Origin of the sequence: Kribbella hippodromi, assembly GCF_039531045.1 — a bacterium.
In the GTDB taxonomy this organism is placed as follows: Bacteria; Actinomycetota; Actinomycetes; order Propionibacteriales; family Kribbellaceae; genus Kribbella; species Kribbella hippodromi.
Map to the genome: position 1 here is coordinate 14,456 of NZ_BAAAPH010000019.1, position 16,250 is coordinate 30,705.

Sequence of the window (16,250 nt, forward strand, 5' to 3'; positions counted from 1 at the left end):
CCTCAAGCCGTAAGAGCCCCGAAGAACGCGCGGATGTCGGCCGCCAGCACCTCCGGCTGTTCGAGCGCGGCGAAGTGACCACCCTGCGGATGGCTGGTCCACCGGACGACATTGTCGGTCGCCGCGACCTTGTGCCGAAGCGGGATGAAGTTCTCATGCGCAAGATCGAGCAGCGCCGTCGGCGTACGCGACGGCTCGGCCGGCTGACCCCAGTACGCAGCGTGGGCGCGCTCGTAGTAGATCGCGCCGGCCGATCCCGCGGTCCGGGTCAGCCAGTAGAGCATCACGTTGGTGAGCAGTGCGTCGCGATCAACCGCGGACGCCGGGTCCGTCCAGGTCGCGAACTTCTCCGCGATCCAGGCCAGCTGCCCGACCGGTGAGTCGGTCAACGCGTACGCCAAGGTCTGCGGCCGCGTCGATTGCAGATCGGCGTACCCCTGCTCTTCGGTCGCGAACTCCCGCGCCCGCCGCCATGAGGCCCACGTACGTTCCCGCTCCGCGACGTCGAGCGGCGCGAGCTCCTCCGGCGTCGGCTCGGACGTCGCGCCCCCGCCCGGGATCAGGTTGAGGTGTACGCCGACCACCCGCGCGGCATCGATCCGCCCGACCTCACGCGCGATCGCCGCACCCCAGTCGCCGCCCTGCACGCCGTACCGGTCATACCCGAGCCGAGTCACCAGCTCGGTCCACGCACGGGCGACGCGCTTGAATTCCCAGCCGGGCTCAACGACCGGTCCTGACAGCGTGAAACCGGGGATGGTCGGCAGGATCAGGTGGAAATCCCCGAGCAGCTTGACGAGCTCGGTGAACTCGACGATCGAGCCGGGCCAGCCGTGCGTGATCACCAGCGGGAGCGCGTCCGGCGACGGCGAAGGCAGGTGCACGAAGTGGACGTTCGCGCCATCGATCGTGGTGGTGTACTGCGGCCATTCGTTCAAGCGCGCTTCAGCAGTACGCCAGCCATATGAGTCCCGCCAGTACGCGACGAGCTCCCGCAGGTACGCCACCGGAACGCCCCGCGACCACGCCGCACCGGGCAGTTCGGACGGCCAGCGCACCTGGTCGAGCCGGCGGCGCAGATCGTCCAGCTCGCTCTCCGGCACATCGAGCCGGAACGGTTCAATCGTCACACCGGAATGATGGCCTACCGATGCCTGAACTCAGGCGCTGACCTTGGCGCGGTCCCGGAGCACCTTGATCGCGATCGCGCCGATCAGGCAGAGCACCCCGGCGATGATCACCACGATGGTCAGCGTGCTCGCGCCGTTCAGCGCGTTGTCGCAGGCCATCGGCGTGATCCCGGCGGCGGGCTGGAAGGCCGAGCCGCAGCTCGTACCGCCGGCCGACACCGACCGGAAGCCGAGCAGCGCACCGGCGAGCAGCAGCACCGCCCCGGCCGCGCCGAGAATCTTGTTCAGTGTGATCACGGCCGGACCCGGCCTGATCCCGGGCACGCCGACGGCACGCCCCGTGAGCCCCGTAGCACCTCGTTCACTCCTGACTTCGACGGACCACCCAAGCATCGAATTTACGGTCAGGTAAACGACGATCCACAGCCTACGACCCGGTCAGGAGCGATTCTTCACGCACTCCTTACTCACGACATGACCGGCTGTGACGGTGATCTCAGATCAAATGGAAGTCACTGTCAGCCGAGTCGTTCTTCCAGATGAACGGTGATCTCGTCCCCCGGCTGCTTGCCGAGCAGGTCCCGCAGCTCGCCCTTCACCGGCAGCTTGTGGGTACCGTCGCCGAGCGCCATGAACGAGCTCTCGAACGGATGCCCGTCCATCGTGCCGCGCACCTTGACCAGCCCGCGGGTGCCGAAGTACTCCGCCGAATCCGGCATCTTCAGGTACGTCCAGCCGCCCTTCGCCTCGCTCTTCAGCAGCGGCGCGGTGAACGTCCGGTCCAGTTTTCCGGTCTTGCTGCTCATCGTGAGCTCCTCTCTACACCCCTTGGTAGAGACTGCTGATCCGATTTCGACATCCCTATTCTGGATCTTGTGCAGATCACCATCCGGCCGGGCGCGCGGGCCGACGTACCGGCGGTGCTGGCGCTGCTCGACGGGGCGACCGAGTGGCTGGTGGCACGCGGCCAGGTCGAGCAGTGGGGTACGGCGCCGCACTCCACCAGCCCGCGCCGCGTCGCCCAGATCACCGGCTTCGCGACTGATGGCGAGCTGTGGGTCGCCGAACTCGACGGGCGGGTGGTCGGCGCGCTCGCGGTCGGTGCCGCGATGGAGTACGTGCCGCCGGCCGACGAGCCCGAGCTGTACGTACGACTCCTGGTCACCGACCGCGCTTCCGCCGGACGGAACCTCGGCGGCGTACTCCTCGACCATGCCCGCGACCTGGCGCGGGCAGCGGGCGTACGGCTGCTCCGGGTCGACTGTTTCGCCGGCGGTGACGGCGCCCTCGTGCGGTACTACGAGAAGCAGGGCTTCACGCGGGATGCCGAGTTCGCCGTCCGCCGGGTCAATGAGCCGGACTGGCCGGGTCAGCTGCTGGTGCAGCACCTGCAGTAGTAGCAGCGTCCGCACGGTGAACAGCGCCGTGGGAGTCGCTGCAGTGTGCCGCGCGGGTGTCAGCGGTCGCGTGATCGACCTGCAGCGTCGAGTGGGTCAGGTGGTGGCGGTCGGCAAGTACTTGCTCGATCTGAATCCTGATCTGGTGGCAGTCGAGCCCCTCCGCGACCAGTACGTGCGCGGACGCGGCAGGCTCGCCGGAGGTGATCTCCCAGACGTGCAGGTCGTGTACTTCGACCACGCCCGGTACCCCGCACAGCTCCACGCCGAGGGCCTGCGGGTCGATCGCGGTCGGCGCGGCTTCGAGGAAGATCCGGCCGGACTCGCGGACCAGGGAGATGCCGGCCTTGAGCATCAGGGCCGCGACGACCAGGGCGGCGATCGCGTCGGCGCGGGCAAAGCCGGTCAGCAGGACGACCAGACCAGCGATCGCGGTCGCGATGAAGGCGAACAGGTCGTTCAGGATGTGCTGGAAGGCGCCTTCGACGTTCAGGCTGGAGCGGTTGGCCTTGCTGATCAGCCAGGTGGCGAGGACGTTCACGGCGATGCCGACGACGCCGGTGATCAGTACCAGGGCGCCCTTGACCTCGGGCGGGTTGATCATCCGGCTGACTGCTTCGTACACGAAGTAGACGGCGAGCAGGAGCAGAGTGATGCCGTTGGCTTGGGCGGAGAGGATTTCCACCCGTTTGAAGCCGTACGTGAAGCCGCCCCGGGGTGGTTTGGCGGCGAGACGGATCGCGAGCAGGGCGAGGGCGATGGCGATCGCGTCGGTGAGCATGTGCGCGGCGTCGGTCACCAGGGCCAGCGAACCGGCGGCGAACCCGACGATCACCTCGGCGATCATGAACCCGACGATCAGCGCGAGCGCGCCACTCAACAGCTTCCGGTCGGCGTTGGCGCTCACCCCATGCCCGTGACCGTGCCCGGCACCACCAGCACCGTGCCCGGACTCCCCGGCCGGGGCGCTCACGACTCGGTCCTTTCCGGGTGGATGGCGTCGGTGTGCTCGGTGTGGGCGACGGCCAGGTCGACCAGCATGCGTACGTGGGCGTCGTCCAGGCGGTAGAACGCGTTCCGCCCGTCGCGGCGAACAGTCACCACCCGGTGCGCCCGCAGCAGCCGGAGCGCGTGCGAGGTCGCCGACTCGCTCAGCCCGGTGATCGCGGCCAGATCGCAGACACACAGCTCCCCGTCGAGCAGCGCGACCAGCAGCTTCAGCCGGCGCGGGTCGCCGAGCAGGCTGAAGACATCCGCCGTGTCGACGATGTCCCCCTCGCCCGGCATCCTGGCATTGACGCTCGCCACCCGCTCCGGGTCGACCAGCCGCACGTTACAGGCGTCAGGCTGCACATCTGCAGAACTGTTCATATATTCAAGGTAGGGCACCTCCCCTACCCAGCGCAACCACGCGTCAGGTCAGGCCGAGCCGGTACGCGTAGGCGACGGCTTGGGCGCGGTCGCGGAGGTTGGCCTTCGCGAAGAGGTGGTTGATGTGGGTTTTGACGGTGGCTTCGCTGACGACCAGGTGGCGGGCGATTTCGGTGTTGGAGAGGCCTTCGGCGATCAGGCGGAGGACTTCCAGTTCGCGCGGGGTCAGGCCGGAGTCGGCGACCTGGACCGGCCTCGGGGCGGTCGCGGTGCCTTCGATCAGGCGGCGCTGGACCTCGGCGTCGACGATCGACTGACCCGCGGCGGCTGCCTCCAAAGCCCGGCCGATCGACTCGGCATCCGCGTCCTTCGTCAGGAAACCACGGGCACCGGCACGCAGCGCGGACAGTACGGACTCGTCATCGCTGTACGTGGTGAGTACGACCACCTCGGTGCGCGGATGATCCGTCCGTACCAGCCTCGTCGCCTCGACCCCATCCATCCTTGGCATCCGCAGATCCACGAGCAGTACGTCCGGGTCATGTTCCGCGACCAGCTGGACCGCTTCCTGGCCGTCCGATCCGGCCGCGACCACGTCGATCCCGGGCAGCAGCTTCAGCAACGTCACCAGCCCGTCGCGCACCACGGTCTGATCGTCCGCGACCACCACTCGCAAACTCATCCGCGTCCTCGCTTCGCTCCGGGCGCGGCTGAGGCACGGACCGCGCTGTACTTTCTGGTGAACTCGCTTCGCTCCTTCACGCCGGCACCTCGAGCTCGACTCGCCAGCCCGTCGAAGTCGGGCCGGCTTCCAGTGATCCGCCGACCAGGTCGGCACGTTCGCGCATTCCGAGCAGACCATAGCCGCCCGGCGCCGCGTTGCCCGGGCGCGTACCCGGCCGGTCCTCGATCGTCAGCCGGACCTTCTCCGCGTACGCCAAGGTGACGCGTACTGGTGCATGCGGCGCGTGCTTCCGGGTGTTCACCAGCGCCTCCTGCACCGTGCGGTACAGCGCGCGCATCACGTCGCTCGACAACTCCCGTACCTCTCCTTCGACGATGAACTCCGCCGTCGCGCCGCTCTCCAGCCGGTACGCCGTGACGAGATCGCCGAGCGCCCGGACATCCGGTACCGAATCCTCCCGCAGCGCCGCGACCGCCCGCCGCGCCTCCGCCAAACCGTCAGCCGCCAGACCCTGCGCCCGCGTCACCTGCTCAATCGCCTCCGCCGACGCCCCGTCCCGTACGAGCATCAGCCGCGCACCCTGCAGGCTCAGCGACAACCCGGCCAACGAATGCGCGAGGACGTCGTGCATGTCGCGCGCGATCCGCGCCCTTTCGGCCAGCGCCGCCGCCCGCCCGTGCTCCTCGATCGCTGCCTGTTTGCGGGCCAATGAGACCTGCAAGTCCTCCAGTTGCTGCTCGCGCGTCCGCCGGTTGATCGACGCCAGCGTGAGCGCCAGTACGCCGAACGCTGACCCGAACGCGGCCGGCAGCGAGTGGGTGGTGACGTACAGCGGAACGCTCGCGCCGAGGATGCCGATGCCGACAACCACCCAGGCGAGCGGCGTCGGCCGGTAGTACCTGACCGCGGACCTCGTCACCCAGAACGGTGCGACGATCATCGCGCTCCCCGGTAGCGCGTACCAGAGCAGGGAACCGGCGATCCCGAAGACGAGCAGGCCGTACCCGGCGCGGCCGAGTGGTTCGCCGTACCGCTGCAGGAACAGCGAGATGTTGCTGATGACAACGATCACGCCGAGGGCGACGATCACCCCGTACGGGAAGCGCTGCTCGTCCTTGCTCCGGGCCGCGACCACGACCGTGACGGCGGTCAGGATGCTCGGCACCGCCCGCAGCAGCAGACCAGGTACGGAGGACTCCCGTACCTGGTCCGCGAACTTGAAGTCCATTGCCTCATCATGCCTGCTGAGCGGCGAACGGGATGTCCAGAGCCAGTGAGCGGCGGTAGACCATCGCGTTCTGCGCGGCGATCGTGATCCCGATGGTCAGCGCCAGCGTCGCCTGACCGAAGGAGCTGTGCGGCCAGATCGCCGCGGCGGCGAAGGAGGTACCGATCCGGAGACCGATGGTGACCAGCCACAGCACCAGCGTCGCCGAGGTGCCCTTCTGGAAGAGGCCCTGGTCGGTGCTGGTCAGCCGGATGCTCGCACCGCGGGCCAGACCGAGACCGAACAGGAACACGCAGTCGAGGACGAGGAAGGCGAGCTCACCGGTCGTCGCGGTGTGCATGGCCGAGGACAGCATCAGCACGCCGGCCCCGAGCAGGATCGCGGGCATCACCACCAGCGAACGTTGCGTCACCAGCGAGCCGGTCACCTGCCGGCCGATCACGCGCACCAGCACCAGCAGGCCTACCAGGATTCCGATCACGGCCGACATTTCAGTGTCCTTTCGAGGGGTTGTTCCGTTGAGAACAACACTCCTCGGATCGGCTGTCGCGGACGTCAGCCCGGAGGTGAGACCTGGGTTGAACCGGGTCTCCACCCCTGGGTTGACCCCGTTGAGGCCGGCTTCAGGCCAGGGACACCAACTCGAGGTAGTCGTCCGACCAGAGGTCCTCGGTGGCGTCCGGGAGCAGCAGCACCCGGTCCGGCCGGAGCGCCTCGATCGCGCCCTCGTCGTGGGTGACCATCACGATCGCGCCCGGGTACCCGCCGACCGCGCCGAGCACCTCGTCCCGCGAAGCCGGGTCGAGGTTGTTGGTCGGCTCGTCCAGCAGCAGCACGTTCGCGCCGGAATGCACCAGGCCGGCCAGCGCCAGCCGGGTCTTCTCGCCGCCGGACAGTACGCCCGCGGGCTTGTTCACGTCGTCGCCGCTGAACAAGAACGATCCGAGCACGTTCCGTACCTCACCGTCCGTCAGGCCAGGCGCGACCGACGCCAGGTTCTGCTGGACGGTTCCGGCCAGGTCCAGGGTGTCGTGCTCCTGCGCGAAGTACCCGAGCCGCAGGCCGTGACCGGGTACTACCTGGCCCGCGTCGGGCTGTTCGCGCCCGGCGAGCAGCCGGAGCAGGGTGGTCTTGCCCGCGCCGTTCAGGCCGAGGATGACCACGCGGCTCCCCCGGTCGATCGCGAGGTCGACGCCGTCCAGCACCTGCAGCGCGCCGTACGCCTTCTTCAGGCCGATCGCCGAAAGGGGCGTACGCCCGGAAGGCGCCGGATCGGGCAGGCGGATCCGGGCGACACGGGCTGCGCGGCGTACCGGCTCGAGGTCCGCGAGCAGCTTGTCCGCGCGCCGGGCCATGTTCTTGGCCGCCACGGCGGTGCTCGCGCCGGCCTGCATCTTCGCCGACTGGGCGTGCAGGACCGCTGCCTTGCGCTCAGCCGTGGCGCGTTCACGGGCGCGGCGGCGCTCGTCCAGCTCCAGCTGTTCCAGGTATTTCTTCCAGCCGGTGTTGTGCAGGTCGATGGTGCGCCGCTGCGGGTCCAGGTGGAAGACCCGGTTGACCGTTGCCCTGAGCAACTCGCGGTCGTGGCTGATCACGATCAGGCCGCCGGAGTACGCGAGCAGGAACTGCCGCAGCCAGAGCACCGAGTCGGCATCCAGGTGGTTGGTCGGCTCGTCCAGCAGCAGGGTGTCGTGCTCGGCGAACAAGATCCGGGCCAGCTCGACGCGGCGGCGCTGACCGCCGGACAGCTCGCCGATCGGCTGCTCCAGCGCGCGGTTGGGCAGGCCGACGCCGGCCGCGAGCCGGGCCGCTTCGGCCTCCGCCGCGTACCCGCCGCCGGCCTGGAACGCGGCCTCAGCCCGCGCGTACGCGGCCATCGCCTTTTCCTGCGCCTCTTCTTGGGCCTCGCCGGTCGCGGTGCTCATCGCGGTTTCGGCCTGCCGGAGCTGACGGACCGCGGTGTCGAGGCCACGGGCGGACAGGATGCGGGACGTGACGGTGATCGCCGGGTCGGCTGCGCGCGGGTCCTGCGGCAGGTAGCCGACCGAGCCGGTGACGGCGATGTCACCCGCGGCCGGGCGCTCTTCGCCGGCCAGGGTCTTCATCAGCGTGGTCTTGCCGGCGCCGTTCCGGCCGACCAGGCCGACGCGATCCCCGGCGCCGACGGTAAAGGCCAGGTCGCCGAGCAGAAGCTGAGCGCCGACGCGAATCTCTACACCGCGAACGGTGATCATGATGGTTACTCTCCGTGATAGCTAGTGGACACACTTCACCCGTGGATGCGTGTGTGCAGCTAGACACAGAGGCAAGTAGCCATGAACCAACAGTAACCGGGCGACCCAAGCCCGGCATCCGATTTATCCGGATTTGGCCGGGAGTTCGACGATGAAGCGGGCGCCGCCGCCGGGGCGGTCGGTGACCTGGATGGTGCCGTGGTGCCAGAGGACGTGGCGGGCGACGATGGCCAGGCCCAGGCCGACGCCGCGGCCCCGGCCGGAGGTTTCGCCGCGGCCGAAGCGTTCGAAGATCTGGGTACGGTCCTCGGCCGCGATGCCCGGTCCGGCGTCGTCGACCGTGATGATCACGCCCAGCCCGCCGGCCCGTACGCCGACGCCCTTGCAGCCGCCGGCGTGGTCCTCGGCGTTCTCGACCAGGTTCGCGATCACGCGCTCCAGCCGCCGCTTGTCGGCCTGCAACGTGAGGTGCTCGGCATCGGGCTCGACCGTCGTCACCTCCCGCCCGGCTGCCGCATCCGCCGCGGCCCGGACCAGATCGGCGATCCGTACGATCTCCCGGCTGCCCCGGTCACCGCCGTCGTCCCGCGAGATCTCCAGCAGGTCGATCACCAACCGCCGGAACCGATCCAGATCGTCACCGAGCAACTCGACCGGCTCACGGACAGCAGCAGGTAACTCGGCGCGATGGTTCTGGATCAGCTGCATCGAGTTGAGCATCGTCATCAGCGGCGTACGCAACTCGTGGCTCACGTCGCCGGCGAACCGCGCGTCCGCCGCCACCCGCCGTTCCAGATCCGCCGCGGTCTGGTTGAACGACCGCGCCAATCCGCCGAGATGCGGATCGTTCTCCGCCTGCAACCGCTCGTCCAGCTTCCCGGTCGCGACCGCGCTCGCCACCCGCGTCAGCTCGGCCAGCGGCCGCAGCGCGACCGTACTCGCCAGCCGCCCCACCGCGAGCCCGATCAGCGCGGTCGCGAACGCCGCACTGATCAGCGTGAGCTTCAAGGTCCGCAAAGTACTGTCCAGCGTTGTCAGCGGATGCCACTCGAAGAACGCATCGCCCTGCCGCCCGAGCGGTACGCCGACCGCGAGCACCGGCTGCCCGTTCACCTCGATCCGCCGCTGGACGACGCTGCCGCCGAGCGCCGTCTGGATCACGTCCGGTGGCAGATCGGACGGCTTTCCGGTCAACGCGTACCAATGGTCTTCGAGGTACATCATCGACGCGGCCGCGTCCGTGGAGGGCAGGCTGTTCAGTACGTCCATCGGCCGTACGCCCGGCAGCAACGTCGGGTTGTCGCACTCGGCCTGCTCATGGCCCGGCCGGCAGGACGTCGGCGCGCCGAACAGCCCGTACCGCAGCGCGGCAGCGTTGTCAGCGGTCACCACCACCGCCGACGAATCACGTTGCTCGGTCAGGTAGTCGGAGACCACGCTCCAGGTCACGATCGCCAGCACGGATGACAACCCCAGCGCCAGCAGGCCGTAGGCCAGCATCACGCGGCCTCGCAGGCTGACCCGTCCCAGCAACGTCAGCTCACCAGTCGGTAGCCCAGGCCACGCGCGGTGACCAGGTGGGTCGGGCTGGCCGGGTCGCGTTCGATCTTCAGCCGCAGCCGCCGGACGTGCACGTCGACGATCCGGCTGTCCCCGAAGTAGCCGTACCCCCAGACCTTCGACAGCAGTTGTTCCCGGCTGAGCACCTTGCCCTCGGCGCCGGCAAGCTCGGCCAGCAGCTTGAACTCGGTCCGGGTCAGCGGCAGCGCCTCGCCGTCCCGGGTCACCTCGGCGCCCAGTACGTCGATCCGCAGGTCGCCGACCTCGAGCAGCTCGGCCTGCCGGGCGTTGGCCGGCTCGACCCGCCGCAACAGCGCACGGATCCGCGCCGACAGCTCCTTCGCCACCAGCGGCTTCGTCACATAGTCGTCGGCGCCGGCCTCGAGCCCGGCGACCACGTCGTGACTGTCCGTGCGCGCGGTCACCATGATCACCGGTACGTCGCTGGCCCGGCGGATCTCCCGGCAGACGGTGAAACCGTCCCGGTCGGGCAGCATCAGATCCAGCAGTACGACGTCCGGCGGCTCCCGGCGCAGGGCAGCGAGCGCGTCGTACCCGTTCGCCGCCTCCGCCACCTGGTAGCCCTCGTCTTCCAGGGCAAGCCGGAGTACGCGCCGGATGCGCGGTTCGTCATCGACCAGCAGCAGGCTGTGTGCCACGGGTCCAGTGTTGCGCACCGGCAGGCCTGGTGGTTGTTACGACTGTCATGAATCCGACATCTGCGGGCGGGGGCCGGGTGACAACCTCTTGACGGTTCGGTGCACGCACGTTCCGGACGCGGCCACAAGTCCTAACTTCGGCGCTATCGAGTCCCGGAGGAGGACCAATGGCCAGAAGACGGCTGGCGGCATTATCCCTTGCCGCCGTGGCGAGCATTCTAACGCTCGCGGCTTGTAGCAATGGCGGCGGAACACCGTCCGGATCCGGAGGGTCGGCCGGCACCCCGGTCACCGGCGGCACCCTGAACATGCTGGGCGCCGGCGATGTCGACTACATGGATCCCAACGTCAGCTACTACTCGATCGGTTACCTGAACCTGCGGATGTGGAGCCGCCAGCTGTTCACGTACCCGGCCGATCCGAACAGCGACAACACCAAGCCGGTGGCGGATCTGGCCACCGACATCCCGACGGCCGCCAACGGCGGGATCAGCTCCGACGGCAAGACGTACACGATCAAGCTCCGGCCGGGCGCCAAGTGGAGCACCACGCCGGCCCGCCAGGTGACCGCGGCGGACATGGTCCGCGGCGTGAAACGGACCGCGAACCCGGTCCAGCCGTTCGGCGGCATCCCGGACTTCGCCAACCTGATCGTCGGGTACAAGGCGTTCGCGGACGGATTCGCCAAGGTGGCGAAGTCACCGGCCGCGATCGAGGCGTACATCGAGAAGACGCCACTGCCCGGTGTGGTCGCCAAGGACGACACGACGGTCGAGTTCCACCTCACCCAGCCGGCCACGTACTTCGTCGACATGCTGACGCTGCCGGCCTTCTCGCCGGCGCCGATCGAGGCACTGAAGTACCTGCCGGCCAGCACCGAGCTGGGCAACCACTACCCGTCCGACGGCCCGTACAAGGTCGACTCGTGGGTACCGACCAAGTCGATCACGTACACCCGCAACCCCGCGTGGGACGCCGCCTCCGACCCGGTGCGGAAGGCGTACGTCGACAAGATCGTGGTGAACGAGACGGTCAGCCAGGACTCGATCCAGCAGCAACTGCAGACCGGTACGCCGACCGCGGACCTCGAGTTCGACGTCGGCCCACCACCGTCGCAGCTGCCGGCCCTGATCTCCAAGAAGGACCCGAACCTGAACCTGGGCATGACGGCGTCCAGCAACCCGTACGTCGTCTACAACACCGCGTCGCCGAACAACAACAAGGCGCTCGCGAACGTGAAGGTACGGCAGGCGATCAGCTACGCGATCAACCGTGACAACGTCCTGCAGGTCCTCGGCGGCAAGACCATCAACCCGCCGCTGACCCACGTACTGCCGGACAACATCGTCGGCTCGAAGCAGATCGACCCGTACCCGTACAACGTCGACAAGGCCAAGCAACTGCTGACCGAGGCGGGCTTCCCGCACCTGACGCTGAAGTTCCTCTACCGGAACGCGTCCGAGGGCAGCAGCAAGGCGTTCCAGACCATCCAGCAGGACCTGTCCAAGGCAGGGATCAACGTCGTCGGCGTACCGTCGCCGAACGCTGACTTCTACGTGAAGTACCTGCAGGTGCCGAGCGTCGCCCGGCGCGGTGTCTGGGACCTGTCGCTGGCCGGCTGGGGCGCCGACTGGTACGGCAACGCGGCGCTGTCGTTCTTCAACCCGCTGTTCTCCGGCGATCCGTCGTTCCCGCCGATCGGCAGCAACTTCGGCCTGTACAACAGCCCGGCGACCAACAACCTGATCGACCAGGCAGTCAAGGCACCGACCGAGGACCAGGCCTCCGGGCTGTGGGCCCAGGCCGACGCCCAGGTGATGGCCGACGCGCCGTTCTTCCCGTTGACCAACCCGAAGAACGCGAACTACCACGCGGCGCAGGTACACAACGCGAACTACGTACCGGCAATGCAGATGTTCGACCCGACCAATGTCTGGCTGGACAAGGACAAGCAGGGCTGACCTGATGGCACTGCTGGAAGTAAGGGACCTCAGGGTCTCCTTCGACACCCCGGACGGCACCGTCCGCGCCGTCCGGGGGTTGTCGTTCGACGTGGAAGCCGGCCAGACGCTCGCGGTGGTGGGCGAATCCGGGTCCGGCAAGAGCGTCGCCACCCAGACCATCACCGGCCTCACCCGCGGCGCCAAGGTGTCCGGTACGGCGTTCTTCGACGGCACCGACCTGATCACGGCGGATCAGTCGACGCTGCGGCGGCTGCGCGGTGACCAGATCGGGATGATCTTCCAGGATCCGTTGTCCAGCCTGCATCCGCAGTACCGGATCGGCTGGCAGATCGTGGAGATGATCCGGGCTCACGACCTGGAGATCAGCAAGCAGGCGGCCCGGAAACGGGCCGCCGACCTGCTCACCCTGGTCGGCATCCCGCGGGCGGCGGAACGGATCGACGACTATCCGCACCAGTTCTCCGGCGGGATGCGGCAACGGGTGATGATCGCGATGGCGATGGCGCTCGACCCGGCGCTGCTGATCGCCGACGAACCGACCACGGCGCTGGACGTGACCGTGCAGGCGCAGGTGCTGAACGTGATGCGCCGGCTGCAGGAGCAGTTCGGTACGGCGATCATCCTGATCACCCACGATCTCGGCGTGGTGGCGGAGATGTCCGACGAAGTGGTGGTGATGTACGCCGGCGCGGTGATGGAACGGGCGCCCCGGCGGGACATCTTCTACCGCAACCACCACCCGTACACCCAGGGCCTGCTGGCGTCGCTGCCGGCCCACAGCGGGGACCGGCTGACCCCGATCCCGGGGACTCCGCCGAGCCTGATCAACCTGCCGAAGGGCTGCCCGTTCGCGCCCCGCTGCCCACACGTGTTCGACAAGTGCAAGACCGAGACGCCGCCGCTGGCCGACGTCGGCCGCGACCCCCGGCACCAGTCGGCCTGCTGGTTACCGCACGAAACGAATGAGGCGATGGCTTCATGAACGACGAAGTGCTGCTGAAGGTGGAGGACGTCCGCAAGGAGTTCCCCACCCACGCCCGGGAGGTGGTCCGGGCGGTGGACGGAGTGTCCCTCGAGGTGCACACCGGTGAGACCCTCGGCCTGGTCGGCGAGACCGGGTGCGGGAAGTCCACGCTGGCCCGGTGCATGGCGCACCTGTACGACGTGACGTCCGGCTCGGTCTGGTTCGAGGGCAAGGACATCACCAAACTGTCCCGGAAGGCGATGCGGCCGTTGCGCCGCGACGTGCAGGTGATCTTCCAGGACCCGTACGGCTCGCTGAATCCGCGCCGCCGGGTCGGGTCGATCATCGGTGACCCGTTCGCCATCCACGACATCTCGTCCGGGGCCGAACGGAAGAAGCAGGTCCAGGACCTGATGGAGCTGGTCGGGCTGAACCCCGAGCACTACAACCGGTTCCCGGCCGAGTTCTCCGGTGGCCAGCGGCAACGGATCGGGGTGGCGCGGGCGCTCGCGCTGCGGCCGAAGCTGGTGATCTGCGACGAGCCGGTGTCCGCGCTGGACGTGTCGATCCAGGCGCAGATCATCAACCTGCTGGCGGATCTGCAGAAGGACCTCGGCCTCACGTACGTGTTCATCTCGCACGACCTGTCGGTGATCCGGCATGTCAGCAACCGGATCGCGGTGATGTACCTGGGCAAGATCGTCGAACTCTCGCCGACCGCCGAGTTGTTCGGGCAGACCCGGCATCCGTACACCCGGGCGCTGCTGTCGGCACTGCCGGCGCCGGACCCGGACACCGCGGACAGCCGGCAGCAGATCATCCTCGGCGGGGACATCCCGTCCGCGACGAACCCGCCGGAGGGGTGCAGGTTCCACACGCGGTGCCCGAAAGCCCGATCCGACTGTGCGACGTCCGAGCCACCTTTGATCCCGATCCTGGACGATACGGACGCCCACCGAACCGCCTGCTTCTATCCGTTGACCGTTGGCGAGGATTTGTCGACGGCCGTACCGGACCTCGCATCATGACCGCCTCGATCGAGATGGTCGATGTCCTCGACGAACCCAGAACGATCGAGGGGCGGAGCCCGTTCATCCTGGCGATGCGGCGGCTGCGCAAGGACAAGGTCGCGATGATCTCGCTCGTCGTGATCCTGCTGATCGTGCTGATGGCGATCTTCGCGCCGGTGTTCGCGGCGGTCACGGGGCATCCGCCGAACGAGCAGTACCGCAGTATCGGACTCACCCCGGACGGGTTGCCGCGCGGGCCGAACGGCACGTTCTGGTTCGGCACCGACGACCTCGGCCGGGACATCCTGGTCCGGATCGCGTACGGCGCCCGGATCTCGCTGCTCGTCGGCGTGATCTCCACGGCGATCACGGTCGCGATCGGAGTCGTACTGGGACTGGCGGCGGGGTTCCTCGGGGGGATCACCGACACCATCCTGGCCCGGCTCATCGACGTGGTGCTGTCCGTACCGTTCCTGCTGGTGGCGATCGCGCTGGTGTCCATCACCGGACCGAGCCTGACCGTCACCGTACTGGTGATCGGCTTCTTCAGCTGGGCCTCGGTGGCCAGGATCGTCCGTGGCCAGGTGCTGTCGTTGCGGGAACGCGAGTTCGTCGAGGCGGCCCGGTCGCTCGGCGCGAGCAACAGCCGGATCATGTTCGTCGACGTACTGCCGAACGTGATCGCGCCGGTGATCGTGTACACGACCCTGCTGATCCCGGTGGTGATCGTGACCCAGGCGACGTTGTCGTTCCTCGGGCTCGGGCTGCCGCCACCGACCGCCGACTGGGGCGGCATGATCAGCGCGTCGCAGAACTACTACACGACCGCGTGGTGGTTCATCCTGTTCCCAGGTCTGGCGCTGCTGATCACCACGCTCGCGTTCAACCTGTTCGGTGACGGGGTCCGGGACGCCTTCGACCCCCGCGCAGATCGGACCTGATCATGGGCATGTTCCTGATTCGCCGCCTCGGACACGGACTCCTGGTGCTGTGGCTGATCAGCGTGGCCGTGTTCGGCCTGTTCTTCATTGCTCCGAGCAACGTCGCGCAGACGCTGGCCGGCCGGCAGGCGACCCCGGAAACGATCGCGCTGATCAAACACCGGCTCGGTCTCGACCTGCCGGTCTGGAAGCAGTACCTGCACTTCCTCGGCAATGCGCTGAAGGGCAACCTCGGATACGACTACTACCACCAGGTGCCGGTGACAACGATCATCGGGCAGGCGTTGCCGATCACGTTGTCCCTGGCTCTCGGTGCCTCCATCTTGTGGTTGTTGCTGGGTGTGTTCAACGGTGTGATCTCGGCGGTGCATCCGCGCTCGCTGGCGGACCGCGGGCTGACGTTGTTCTCGTTGTTCTTCTATTCGTTCCCGTCGTTCCTGCTCGGCTTGCTGCTGCTGTACTTCCTGTACTTCCGCTTGACACTGGCTGGGTTCAACTGGTTCCCGGCCGGCGGGTACGCGCCGCTCACCGGCGGTATCGGGCCGTGGTTCCAGCACTTGTTCCTGCCGTGGATCGCGCTGGCATTGTTGCTGGCGGCAACGTACACGCGGTTGACCCGGGGATCGATGCTGGATGTTCTCGGCGAGGACTACATCCGGACGGCGCGGTCGAAAGGGATTCGGGAGAGCCGGGTGATCGTGCGGCATGGATTGCGTAGTGCGATGACCCCGGTGGTGACCCAGTTCGGGATCGACCTCGGGCAGTTGATCGGTGGAGTGGTGGTGACCGAGACGGTGTTCAGCTTGCCTGGTCTCGGGCAGACCGCGGTGGTCGCGATCAACCAGCAGGATCTGCCGGTGATCATCGGCATTGTGCTGTTCGCCTCGGCTGCTGTGGTGGTGGCGAACATCTTGGTGGATATCGCGTATGCGGTGCTGGATCCGCGGGTGCGGCTGCATTAGCACCAGAATTCCCAGGGTTCCTTGGTCGGGTTTCGCCCTGGGAAGTACCGAAGGACGGGTGGTGGTTGGGTACGAATGATCTGCCGGAACAGATCATCCGTATCAGCACCGGCCACCACCCGCCCTCCGCCGACCACTACCCGTT

At 68.0% G+C, this 16,250-nt stretch carries 17 protein-coding genes; 6 read left to right on the top strand and 11 right to left on the bottom strand.

Features of this window, described 5'->3' with window-relative positions; translation table 11 throughout:
* Window positions 1–2 precede the first annotated feature (2 nt).
* The 3 genes from ABD260_RS26480 to ABD260_RS26490 form a co-directional block, all read right to left on the bottom strand.
* On the bottom strand, window positions 3–1,130 hold the full coding sequence (locus ABD260_RS26480; RefSeq protein ID WP_344237511.1) for an epoxide hydrolase family protein: 1,128 nt from the start codon (window positions 1,128–1,130) through the stop codon (window positions 3–5).
* A gap of 30 nt (window positions 1,131–1,160) precedes the next feature.
* Window positions 1,161–1,427 (bottom strand): hypothetical protein, encoded by a 267-nt coding sequence (locus ABD260_RS26485; RefSeq protein ID WP_344237513.1) that lies wholly within the window; start codon window positions 1,425–1,427, stop codon window positions 1,161–1,163.
* 221 nt (window positions 1,428–1,648) lie between these two features.
* Window positions 1,649–1,936 carry a DUF1905 domain-containing protein gene (locus ABD260_RS26490; RefSeq protein ID WP_344237515.1) on the bottom strand — a complete coding sequence of 96 codons (288 nt, stop codon included), beginning with the start codon at window positions 1,934–1,936 and terminating at the stop codon, window positions 1,649–1,651.
* A 69-nt stretch (window positions 1,937–2,005) separates the two neighbouring features.
* Between ABD260_RS26490 and ABD260_RS26495 the strand changes: the two genes are divergently transcribed.
* On the top strand, window positions 2,006–2,527 hold the full coding sequence (locus tag ABD260_RS26495; protein WP_344237517.1) for a GNAT family N-acetyltransferase: 522 nt from the start codon (window positions 2,006–2,008) through the stop codon (window positions 2,525–2,527).
* Here the strand turns inward: ABD260_RS26495 and ABD260_RS26500 are convergent.
* The 8 genes from ABD260_RS26500 to ABD260_RS26535 all read right to left on the bottom strand — a co-directional run bounded on the left by ABD260_RS26500 (window position 2,478) and on the right by ABD260_RS26535 (window position 10,264).
* The gene (locus tag ABD260_RS26500) at window positions 2,478–3,500 is read right to left on the bottom strand and encodes a cation diffusion facilitator family transporter (protein ID WP_344237519.1); all 1,023 of its coding nucleotides are present in this window, start codon (window positions 3,498–3,500) and stop codon (window positions 2,478–2,480) included. The two genes, ABD260_RS26495 and ABD260_RS26500, sit on opposite strands and share 50 nt — an antisense overlap.
* Window positions 3,497–3,898: an ArsR/SmtB family transcription factor gene (locus ABD260_RS26505; protein WP_344237521.1), complete on the bottom strand. Its 402-nt coding sequence runs from the start codon at window positions 3,896–3,898 to the stop codon at window positions 3,497–3,499. Before ABD260_RS26505 ends, ABD260_RS26500 begins: the two co-directional genes overlap by 4 nt.
* A 43-nt stretch (window positions 3,899–3,941) precedes the next feature.
* Window positions 3,942–4,580 carry a response regulator gene (locus tag ABD260_RS26510; RefSeq protein ID WP_344237523.1) on the bottom strand — a complete coding sequence of 213 codons (639 nt, stop codon included), beginning with the start codon at window positions 4,578–4,580 and terminating at the stop codon, window positions 3,942–3,944.
* 76 nt (window positions 4,581–4,656) lie between these two features.
* A complete protein-coding gene (locus tag ABD260_RS26515; RefSeq protein WP_344237525.1) occupies window positions 4,657–5,811 on the bottom strand; it encodes a sensor histidine kinase in 1,155 nt (384 codons plus the stop codon).
* A 7-nt stretch (window positions 5,812–5,818) separates the two neighbouring features.
* Window positions 5,819–6,301: a hypothetical protein gene (locus tag ABD260_RS26520; protein ID WP_344237527.1), complete on the bottom strand. Its 483-nt coding sequence runs from the start codon at window positions 6,299–6,301 to the stop codon at window positions 5,819–5,821.
* A gap of 133 nt (window positions 6,302–6,434) precedes the next feature.
* On the bottom strand, window positions 6,435–8,045 hold the full coding sequence (locus ABD260_RS26525; RefSeq protein ID WP_344237529.1) for an ABC-F family ATP-binding cassette domain-containing protein: 1,611 nt from the start codon (window positions 8,043–8,045) through the stop codon (window positions 6,435–6,437).
* A 123-nt stretch (window positions 8,046–8,168) separates the two neighbouring features.
* On the bottom strand, window positions 8,169–9,545 hold the full coding sequence (locus ABD260_RS26530) for an ATP-binding protein (RefSeq protein ID WP_344237788.1): 1,377 nt from the start codon (window positions 9,543–9,545) through the stop codon (window positions 8,169–8,171).
* 35 nt (window positions 9,546–9,580) lie between these two features.
* Entirely contained in the window at window positions 9,581–10,264 is a 684-nt protein-coding gene (locus tag ABD260_RS26535; RefSeq protein ID WP_344237531.1) for a response regulator, read from the bottom strand.
* 167 nt (window positions 10,265–10,431) lie between these two features.
* On the opposite strand from ABD260_RS26535, the gene ABD260_RS26540 reads away from it, so the two are divergent.
* Genes ABD260_RS26540 through ABD260_RS26560 form a run of 5 tightly spaced genes read left to right on the top strand, consistent with a single transcriptional unit; the run spans window position 10,432 to window position 16,105 of the window.
* A complete protein-coding gene (locus tag ABD260_RS26540) occupies window positions 10,432–12,225 on the top strand; it encodes an ABC transporter substrate-binding protein (protein WP_344237533.1) in 1,794 nt (597 codons plus the stop codon).
* Between the two features lie 4 nt (window positions 12,226–12,229).
* The gene (locus ABD260_RS26545) at window positions 12,230–13,210 is read left to right on the top strand and encodes an ABC transporter ATP-binding protein (RefSeq protein ID WP_344237535.1); all 981 of its coding nucleotides are present in this window, start codon (window positions 12,230–12,232) and stop codon (window positions 13,208–13,210) included.
* The gene (locus ABD260_RS26550; RefSeq protein ID WP_344237537.1) at window positions 13,207–14,220 is read left to right on the top strand and encodes an ABC transporter ATP-binding protein; all 1,014 of its coding nucleotides are present in this window, start codon (window positions 13,207–13,209) and stop codon (window positions 14,218–14,220) included. The genes ABD260_RS26545 and ABD260_RS26550 overlap by 4 nt, the downstream gene beginning before the upstream one ends.
* Window positions 14,217–15,143: an ABC transporter permease gene (locus ABD260_RS26555; protein ID WP_344237539.1), complete on the top strand. Its 927-nt coding sequence runs from the start codon at window positions 14,217–14,219 to the stop codon at window positions 15,141–15,143. The genes ABD260_RS26550 and ABD260_RS26555 overlap by 4 nt, the downstream gene beginning before the upstream one ends.
* Before the next feature lie 2 nt (window positions 15,144–15,145).
* Window positions 15,146–16,105: an ABC transporter permease gene (locus tag ABD260_RS26560; protein ID WP_344237541.1), complete on the top strand. Its 960-nt coding sequence runs from the start codon at window positions 15,146–15,148 to the stop codon at window positions 16,103–16,105.
* The last annotated feature ends 145 nt before the right edge of the window (window positions 16,106–16,250 follow it).

Coding starts and splice junctions, on each gene's coding strand:
- ABD260_RS26490 (WP_344237515.1), bottom strand. CDS start 1,936: ATGAGCAGCAAGACCGGAAAACTGGACCGGACGTTCACCGCGCCGCTG.
- ABD260_RS26515 (WP_344237525.1), bottom strand. CDS start 5,811: ATGGACTTCAAGTTCGCGGACCAGGTACGGGAGTCCTCCGTACCTGGT.
- ABD260_RS26530 (WP_344237788.1), bottom strand. CDS start 9,545: ATGCTGGCCTACGGCCTGCTGGCGCTGGGGTTGTCATCCGTGCTGGCG.
- ABD260_RS26560 (WP_344237541.1), top strand. CDS start 15,146: ATGGGCATGTTCCTGATTCGCCGCCTCGGACACGGACTCCTGGTGCTG.
- ABD260_RS26510 (WP_344237523.1), bottom strand. CDS start 4,580: ATGAGTTTGCGAGTGGTGGTCGCGGACGATCAGACCGTGGTGCGCGAC.
- ABD260_RS26525 (WP_344237529.1), bottom strand. CDS start 8,045: ATGATCACCGTTCGCGGTGTAGAGATTCGCGTCGGCGCTCAGCTTCTG.
- ABD260_RS26520 (WP_344237527.1), bottom strand. CDS start 6,301: ATGTCGGCCGTGATCGGAATCCTGGTAGGCCTGCTGGTGCTGGTGCGC.
- ABD260_RS26540 (WP_344237533.1), top strand. CDS start 10,432: ATGGCCAGAAGACGGCTGGCGGCATTATCCCTTGCCGCCGTGGCGAGC.
- ABD260_RS26555 (WP_344237539.1), top strand. CDS start 14,217: ATGACCGCCTCGATCGAGATGGTCGATGTCCTCGACGAACCCAGAACG.
- ABD260_RS26545 (WP_344237535.1), top strand. CDS start 12,230: ATGGCACTGCTGGAAGTAAGGGACCTCAGGGTCTCCTTCGACACCCCG.
- ABD260_RS26550 (WP_344237537.1), top strand. CDS start 13,207: ATGAACGACGAAGTGCTGCTGAAGGTGGAGGACGTCCGCAAGGAGTTC.
- ABD260_RS26505 (WP_344237521.1), bottom strand. CDS start 3,898: ATGAACAGTTCTGCAGATGTGCAGCCTGACGCCTGTAACGTGCGGCTG.